Annotated in this window: 7 protein-coding genes and 1 pseudogene; 4 read left to right on the top strand and 4 right to left on the bottom strand. The window is 67.9% G+C overall.

The annotated features are described in order from the left end of the window. Nucleotides 1-488: 488 nt before the first annotated feature. Nucleotides 489-743, top strand: a complete 255-nt coding sequence (locus ASD25_RS26585) for a hypothetical protein (RefSeq protein ID WP_055832129.1) — start codon at nucleotides 489-491, stop codon at nucleotides 741-743. 9 nt (nucleotides 744-752) lie between these two features. Here the strand turns inward: ASD25_RS26585 and ASD25_RS26580 are convergent, their stop codons facing one another. From ASD25_RS26580 to ASD25_RS26570, 3 genes are all read right to left on the bottom strand, one after another. Beyond that, nucleotides 753-1,640: a GIN domain-containing protein gene (locus ASD25_RS26580; RefSeq protein WP_055832127.1), complete on the bottom strand. Its 888-nt coding sequence runs from the start codon at nucleotides 1,638-1,640 to the stop codon at nucleotides 753-755. Nucleotides 1,641-1,813: 173 nt separating this feature from the next. After that, nucleotides 1,814-2,722, bottom strand: coding sequence for a cupin-like domain-containing protein (locus ASD25_RS26575; protein WP_055832126.1), 909 nt, complete (start codon nucleotides 2,720-2,722; stop codon nucleotides 1,814-1,816). An 8-nt stretch (nucleotides 2,723-2,730) separates the two neighbouring features. Next, nucleotides 2,731-3,870 carry a GNAT family N-acetyltransferase gene (locus ASD25_RS26570; protein ID WP_055832124.1) on the bottom strand — a complete coding sequence of 380 codons (1,140 nt, stop codon included), beginning with the start codon at nucleotides 3,868-3,870 and terminating at the stop codon, nucleotides 2,731-2,733. Between the two features lie 165 nt (nucleotides 3,871-4,035). Here ASD25_RS26570 and ASD25_RS31425 point away from each other — a divergent pair, with 165 nt between their 5' ends. The 3 genes from ASD25_RS31425 (at nucleotide 4,036) to ASD25_RS26560 (ending at nucleotide 7,447) form a co-directional block, all read left to right on the top strand. Beyond that, entirely contained in the window at nucleotides 4,036-4,206 is a 171-nt protein-coding gene (locus tag ASD25_RS31425; RefSeq protein WP_200943735.1) for a hypothetical protein, read from the top strand. Between the two features lie 94 nt (nucleotides 4,207-4,300). After that, a complete protein-coding gene (locus ASD25_RS26565) occupies nucleotides 4,301-5,395 on the top strand; it encodes a L,D-transpeptidase (RefSeq protein ID WP_055832122.1) in 1,095 nt (364 codons plus the stop codon). A gap of 102 nt (nucleotides 5,396-5,497) precedes the next feature. Continuing rightward, entirely contained in the window at nucleotides 5,498-7,447 is a 1,950-nt protein-coding gene (locus ASD25_RS26560) for an acyltransferase family protein (protein WP_162246635.1), read from the top strand. 115 nt (nucleotides 7,448-7,562) lie between these two features. On the opposite strand, the pseudogene tuf reads toward ASD25_RS26560, so the two are convergent. Beyond that, a pseudogene (gene tuf, locus ASD25_RS26555) lies at nucleotides 7,563-7,750 on the bottom strand (elongation factor Tu); the annotation flags it as partial.

Genomic DNA, 7,750 nt, shown 5'->3' with positions numbered 1-7,750 from the left:
ATATCGGTCGTATTTCCCAAGCAGGCGAACCTGCGTCCCTGTGAACCATTTCAAAGACCGGAGCCTTCAGGCCGTGAGGCCTTCAGAGTACGCACGTCCGCAAAAACGATCGGCCCACGCAGCGAACCGCGRAGGCCGTTGAAGTCCTGGGTCACTGCAAAGAACAGGTCCGAGGTCGTTCCTGCGRRCCGCGTCTGCATCCCAAAAACAMGCGGGATGCACAGCCGGTCCAACAAGAGTGGGGGCTTATGACCGYCGATTCCGATTTGGTCAAGCGGCGAAACTGTGGCTGAGCCTGCGATCCGCCGGTTTCCGCCGGACTGTGGGTCGACGAGCGAGCGTCACGCCACGCCGCCCGGCCGGGAGGCCCGGGTCGGGCATCTGCGCATCCAGACCCTTCGGCGTCCACACCCCTGTCAGGCGAGAGTGATGGACATGGTTAACGAAAGGTTTCTCCACTGGCCTCCACGACGACAAGGAGGCTTCCCATGCGCCATCTCACCACGCTGTCACTCGCTCTCGCGCTCACCCTCGCCTCCGCCGGCGCCACCGTCTCGCAAGTGACGGATCATCCTGGCATCCAGCGATGCAACGCGGGTCTGCAGCGCAGCATCGCCGTCTGCGACAACATGCACGAGGCAGGCTCCAGCAACTGGAAAAAATGCCTCGACTACAGCATCTCCATGCATCTGCAGTGCGTCACCGAGGTGGTCGCGCATATGGATACGCTCGAGCCCGCCTAGGGCGCAGGCCTACTGGCCGATGTGGATGTCGCCGACTCCGGCGATCGAACGGCTCACCGTACCGGTCGCGCGGGCGATGCTGACATCGCCGGCCCCCGCGAGCGAGACATCCACGTCGCCGGCGACGCCGTCGAAATCGACATCGCCGACGCCGGCGATGCTCACGCTCAGGGTCGGAGCCGTTCCGGCCCGGACGGCGACGTCCCCGGCGCCCGAGATGCTGATCTCGGCCGGCCCGTCGACACGGGCGATGATGACGTCGCCGGCGCCGGACACCGAGACGTCAAGGTCGCGGGTGGCGCCGGCCGTGATGGACCCGGCTCCCGAGACGCTGGCCTCGAGCGCGGACGAGGTCCCGGCCCGGATATCCCCCGATCCGGAGACGCCCAGCGACATCTCGCCTTCGGTGTTGGCGACATTCCAGGTCCCGCATCCGCCGTTGCCGAGCTCGATCGAGGCGGCGCCGCGCCCGACGGAGCCGAACACGGCGCCGGAGGCCTCGACGTTCACATCGCGGGGGGTGCGGATGACGATCAGCGGCGCGGCCGACAGATTGACCCGGCCCACATTGCGGACCTCGACCGACGCCCCGACGCCGGGCTGGGCGGTTTCGGGACCCGGGCGGCAGTTCCGGATGTTGTCGCCGCCGCTGAACAGACCCCGGCCACGCACCCCCCCGTCGATGCGAACATTGGCGCCGTCCCGCGTGACCCGCACCGGCGGCAGGCCGGAACTCCCCTGTTCGATCTCCACGGCGATGTCGGTGCGGTCCTCGACCACGACCGCGACGCGGGCCACGGCGTGGCGGATATCGACCTCCGGGCCCGCCTTGGCGAAGGCGGGGGCGGCCACGGCGGCGATGGCGATGGCGGCAGCGGATGCGATGGCGAGTTTCATGACGGCGTTCCCTCTCCGGAATGTGCCGGGAAGGTGCGGCTGACCAACACTGAAGTCAGCTTAAAACGAGGTCATGACTTCGAATTCACCGAAGTCGTCCGTGTCACACCGGATTCCGTCGTCGGAGTCTTTGAAATCCGTCGTCCAATTCTCCGGCGGATTCCCGCTCCCGCTCAGGCCTTCAGGGCACCCGCCCCGTCAGCCGCGCCGACGTCCGGTTCGAAATCGCGCTCGAACGTCGCGATCCGGCTCTTCAACGCCCCGGCCCGCTTCAGCGCCAGCGACGCGGCCCAGCGGGCGGCCAGCTCGGGCGGCGTCATTCGGTCCGTCATGCGGGGCCGGGCGCCCCGGCTGCGCAGCGCCGCATTGGTATAGAGGGCCCCGTTCCTGAGCCGCGACGACCAGGTCTGGAAGTCCATCGACAGGGAGACGCAGAACCGGTCCAGGTTCTCGACCCGGTGCGGCGCGTAGATCGGCCAGGTCAGCGCCTGGCCCGGCTCGAGATCGATGACCTGGGCGTCCGCCTCGAAGGCCAGCGAATAGGGCAGTTCCTCGGTTGTCTGGCGCGACACCACCTGTTCCATGTCCGCCTCGGCCAGATGCGCCTCGTCGCCCGGATAGACGAAGATCCGCTTGCGGCCGCGCATATGGAACAGCACCACGCCTGCGGCGTCGAAATGATAGGGCACCCGCGCCCGGGGCGAAGACAGGATCAGCTGTCCGGCGTTTCTGACCGCCCGCAGGCCCGGATAGGCGGCCTGAACCTTGCGGAACTCCGCCATGGCGGCGGCCCACAGCTCGGGCCAGCCCGTCTCGACCTCGCGCAGATTGACCCACAGCCGGCCCTGCTGGATCGCCGCCAGCAGTTCGTCGCCGTTCAGCCGCCCCCGCGCCCCGGTGCGCAACGAGACCTGCCCCTCCTCGTCGTAGTCATAGAGGTTGATGTCGAACAGCCCGGCCGGATAACGGTCCAGCACCGCCGCCAGCGCTTCGTCGGAGGCGAAGCCCTGCTCCACCAGATTGTGCGGATGGACTTCGACCCGTTCGATCGGGCCGGAATAGCGGGTGCGCTTGTCAGTCATGGGGTGTCTCAGGCCGGAACGGGTCGAATCGAACTCTGGCGGGCCTTTGCAAGCGCGGCGCCGGCCGCGTGCATCGCGCCCTTGAGGCGGGCCCCCGGCGTCGTTTCGCAGGCCTCGATGGCGGCCCACCGCCGCCGCACGCTGGTGCGCAGCCGCACGCCACGCCCGCCCAGCACGCCGACCGCCGCCTCGCTGACCGCCGCGCCCAGACCGGGCTTCAGCACCACGGCCTCGCGCACGATCCGCGCGCCATTGCAGAAATACTTCTTGTAGTGTTCGCCCTCGAACCCGAAATCGAAGGTCCGGTAGCCGAGGTCAGACGCCAGCCGCATGGTGTCCATGCTCAGCAGGATGCCCGGCGAACAGCGCGCCAGGCTGGGCTCATAGCCCGGGAACCAGAAATGATACTGGTCGCCCGCATGCAGCGAATATTCGATCGCGGTCAGCCGGTCGCCGGCCCACAGCCCCGCCATGGAGGCACCGAAGCCGTCGCGGCCGTCCTTCAGCAGGGCGTGCAGCAGGTCGACCGTCCAGCCGCAGGCGAAGATGTCGTGCCGCGCCGTGCGCCGGTACTGGTCCCGCTTCAACGCGATCAGCCAGTCCAGCAGGGACGGGTCGCGCAGGCCCCGCTCGACCCGCAGCGGACCCAGCTCGGCCTCCATGCTGCGTCGGGCGCGCTCCTTGTCCTTGAAGAATTTGCCCTGGGTCGCGCGTCGTTCGGCGTACCAGCCCTCATAGCCGCCCTCGCCCAGCTCCACCTGGACGGTGCGGCGGTCCTCGCCGAGACCCGTCTCGCCCACCCAGGCCGTGACGTTCAGCCGGGCCGCGCCCAGCGCCCGCGCGACCTCTTCCAGCGAAGGCGCCTGACGCGGGAAGGCGATGACGCCGTGGTAGTCGTTCATCGGCGCGGCCAGGGGCTGAACCGCCCCGCCCCGCCGCTGGTGGGGGAAGAAGCCGACCGTCTCCCCGCCGCGCGAGAACACCGCCACCGCTGCGGCCGGACTGATCCGGCCCGCGACCTGGGCGAACTCAGGCCGGAAATAGGGGCTGTTCAACGACGGATCGGCGGCCAGCATGGCGCGCCAGTCCGACCACGCGGTCTCCTCCAGCGCATCGACCTTGACGATATCGACCCTCAATCCGGTCATGCGGCTTCCCTTGGGCGGGCGCGACGGCTCGCTGTTTCCGGTCCTGTGTCGCACAGGCCCCGTTTCAGGCCGGTGAGCGTTCATGGTGAACGAAGTCTGTGCGGAGCCTCGCACCGCGGCGGGCGTTGCCCATCCAGTCCCCCTTCGCCCCGTCCGGAGCCCGCCATGACCGACCCCCGCCGTCCGCCCAGCCGTGAAACCGAAAACGAGGACCAGCGCACGCCCGCGCGGCAAGGCCAGCCGCCGCGGCCCGCCACGGAACCGAGGGGTTCCGAAGGGTCGTCCAACTCGGGCGAGACCGCCACCGATCCGTCTACGGGAAAGCCCAATCCCTGATCCCGGCCGCCTCGCGAGCCTTCGCTGAATCTACGCACGGAACGACCCGGCCGTCCGGGGATTGGGTTCGGACACAGCCATTGTCCGGATTCCCATGTCGCTTCGCCTGATCCTCGCCTCCGCCAGTTTCCTCGCCCTCGCCGCCTGCGGCGCGCCCGACCCCGTCGAACCCGCTCAACCGGCGCCGGGAGAGCAGGCCCAGGGCCAGACCGGGGGCCCGCCCGTTCTCACCGTCGCCCAGATCGAGGCCGGCGTGCCCGCCGCCCCCGCGCCGGCCGCGTCGGGCGCGTCCCCCCTGCCCGCTCCGGCCCCGGCCACGGGCGAGACAGGCGCCGCGGCCGCGACGACCGCGCCCGACCCCGGACTGGTGCGACTGCAGATCCTGCTGGACCGGACGCCGTTCTCCCCCGGCATGATCGACGGGCTGGCGGGCGACAACACGCGTCAGGCCATCGGGGCCTACCGCAAGGCCAACGGTCTGGGCGAAGGCGACGCCGCCGACACCGCCCTGCTCCAGCATCTCGTCGCCGCGGACACCGGCAAGGTCATGACGCAGTACGTCCTGACCCAGGCGGATGTGGCCGGGCCGTTCAGCCCGCCCTCGACCGGCGATCTGGCGGATCTGGCGCGGTCCGGCGTCAACTACGCCAGCGCCCTCGAACGGCTGGCGGAGCGCTACCACATGACGGAGGCCCTGCTTCAGGGCCTGAACCCGGGCGTCGACTTCCGCCGCGCGGGCCAGACCATCGTCGTCCCCGCGGTGACCGACACGCCCCTCGCCGGCGTCGCCCGCATCGTCGTCGACAAGACCGAACGCTCCGCGCGGGCCTATGACGCCGCAGGCAAGCTGCTGGCCTTCTATCCCGCCACCATCGGCTCCAGCGAGCGCCCGGCGCCGTCGGGCACGGTCACGGTGACCGGCGTCGCACCCGAGCCGAACTACACCTACGACCCCAGCCGGGTGACCTACGACCGCGGCGACGAGAAGATTGTCATCCCCCCCGGCCCCAACAACCCCGTGGGCACGGTCTGGATCGACCTGTCGCGCGACACCTACGGCATCCACGGGTCGCCCGATCCGTCGAAGATCGGCAAGACCGCCTCGAACGGCTGCGTGCGCCTGACCAACTGGGACGCCGAACAGCTGGCCGCCGGGGTCAGGCCGGGCGTCGTGGTGCGGTTTATCTGAGGCGCCCCCGGGCGAGGGCTATCGCGACCTGTAGGCGCCGAGGCGATTCGACCCATAATGCGCGACGGAACGCCGGCGTGGATGGTTGGCGTAGGGGCTCTCATGAGACATCGTCGTGATATTGACGGCTTGCGGGCGCTTGCGGTCATACCGGTCGTATTGTTCCATGCGCGCCGCGAGTGGTTTCCCGGCGGATTCGTCGGTGTCGACGTCTTCTTCGTGATTTCCGGCTTCCTCGTCGCGAGGCTTTTGGTCTCCGAAATTCGCCTGGGCCCCCTTGATCTCTGGCGCTTCTACGATCGCCGCGTCCGGCGACTCTTGCCGGCGTTCCTATGCTTTCTGATCTTCAGCGCGATAGCGGCCTGCATTTTTCTCCTGCCCTCGGAGATGCGTATTTTCGCCCGATCGTCCATCGCTGCGATTCTCTTCGCGTCCAACATCTTCTTCTGGCGATCGGCGGACTATTTCGGGCCAGATGCTGAAGCCAATCCACTGTTGCATACGTGGTCTCTGGCGGTCGAAGAACAGTATTATGTCCTGTTCCCGATCGCGCTGGCGATCATCTTCAGGTTCGGATGGTCGCGGCATTTGCCGGCCTTGATCATGACCGCCGCACTGGCTTCGCTGATCCTCGCGGAAGTCCTGCTGAGCCGATCACCGCCTGCGGCCTTCTATCTGCTTCCCACGCGCGCCTGGGAACTTCTGGTCGGCGCCTGGCTGGCCTGCCGGTCACCGGGCCCGGCGCCCCGGAGGTCCCTGGCAAACGTCGCGGGAATATGCGGTCTGTTGCTCATCCTCGCGCCCATGATCCTGTATGACGATCACACCCGATTTCCCGGTCTAGGCGCTCTGCCCGTGTGCATCGGAACCTTGTTGATCCTCTGGTCGGGCGACAGAAATAAGACGTCGGTTTCTCATCTTCTTTCGGCACGACCCTTGGTCTGGATCGGTCTGATCTCCTATTCCCTTTATCTGTGGCACTGGCCGCTACTGGCGTTCCCGGAGATTGTGCTGCAGCGGGCCTTGGCGACGGATGAACTACTGGTGTCGATCGTCGCCGCCCTCGCCATTTCGACATTGTCCTGGCGGTACGTGGAGCAACCGTTTCGCGGGCCCCCTAAGGCGTACCACGGCTCGGGTCGCCAGCCGCGAACCGTCACGCTGAGCGTGACCATCGCGGTGGCCGTACTTCTCGGAATGACGCCGCTGCTGGATGGAGGACAATGGCGGACGCCGGCTCTGGTGAACCAGCTGGACGCCCCTGGCGCTTCGCCTGCACCGGCCACCCCATGCGAAATGTTTGCGAATCGGCCGGCCTCGTGCCCCCGCTCCGCCTTGCCAATCGTTGTGCTGTGGGGCGATTCACATGCGGCCCACTATCACCGGGCCTTGGCAGGCCTCGGACGCGAGCGGGGCTTCGACGTGCGCATCGCCAGTCTGGCCGGATGTGCGCCCCTCCCTCATTCCGAATTGGCCTCGGCTCAAGGCGCCGTCCGCGCTGACTGTCAGAAATTCAACGATGATGTCCTCCAGGAGCTCAGGGGATCGCCCGGCGTCAGGCTCGTCATCCTGAGTGCGCGCTGGAACCGATTCTTCTTCGACAGCACCGATCCCGAATTGATGATGCTGGGACCGACCGGTTCGGGCGACGACGCCCCGGCGGACCGGCTCGCCGAAGGCCTCGAAGCGACACTGGACGATTTATCCCGAATGGGCCTGATCAACGCCGTGATCGGACCAGGGCCTGAGTTTGTTCTGCCTCTCCCCGGCTGCTTGGCCAGGCCGGTCTGGCAGGGAAGGCCCGCCTCGAACTGTGTGCTCCATCCGCACACCAAACCGGGCGAAAAAGGCGATGCGGTGGTGGCGGCCGTGCTGGCCGAGTACCCGGCGACGCTGACAATCCGGCCCTACGACAGCCTGTGTCCGCGCGGTCGCTGTCATACGGTGGTGATGGGGAGGCCGGCTCTGATCGACACCGACCACCTGAGCTATCACGCCGCAGAGCAGGTCCTTCGATCCGTCGACTGGCCCGAACTCAGGCGGGACCAGTAGGCGCTGACGGCATCTGTCGGACATCGAGGGAAGCAGTATCTGCAAGGCCATCTACGCGAAGCCCCCGCCGGCTTGCGCTGGCGGGGGCTCTGTTAGGCGTGCCCTCGACGAGAGACTATTCGGTGATCTTGCTCACCACGCCGGCGCCGACGGTGCGGCCGCCTTCGCGGATGGCGAAGCGCAGCTTCTCTTCCATGGCGATGGGGGTGATCAGCTCGACGTTCAGCTCGGCGTTGTCGCCGGGCATGATCATCTCGACACCTTCCTTGAGGTGCACGATGCCGGTCACGTCCGTGGTGCGCG

The organism is Brevundimonas sp. Root1423 (assembly GCF_001426805.1).
This window is presented reverse-complemented; position numbering and strand designations above follow the sequence as displayed.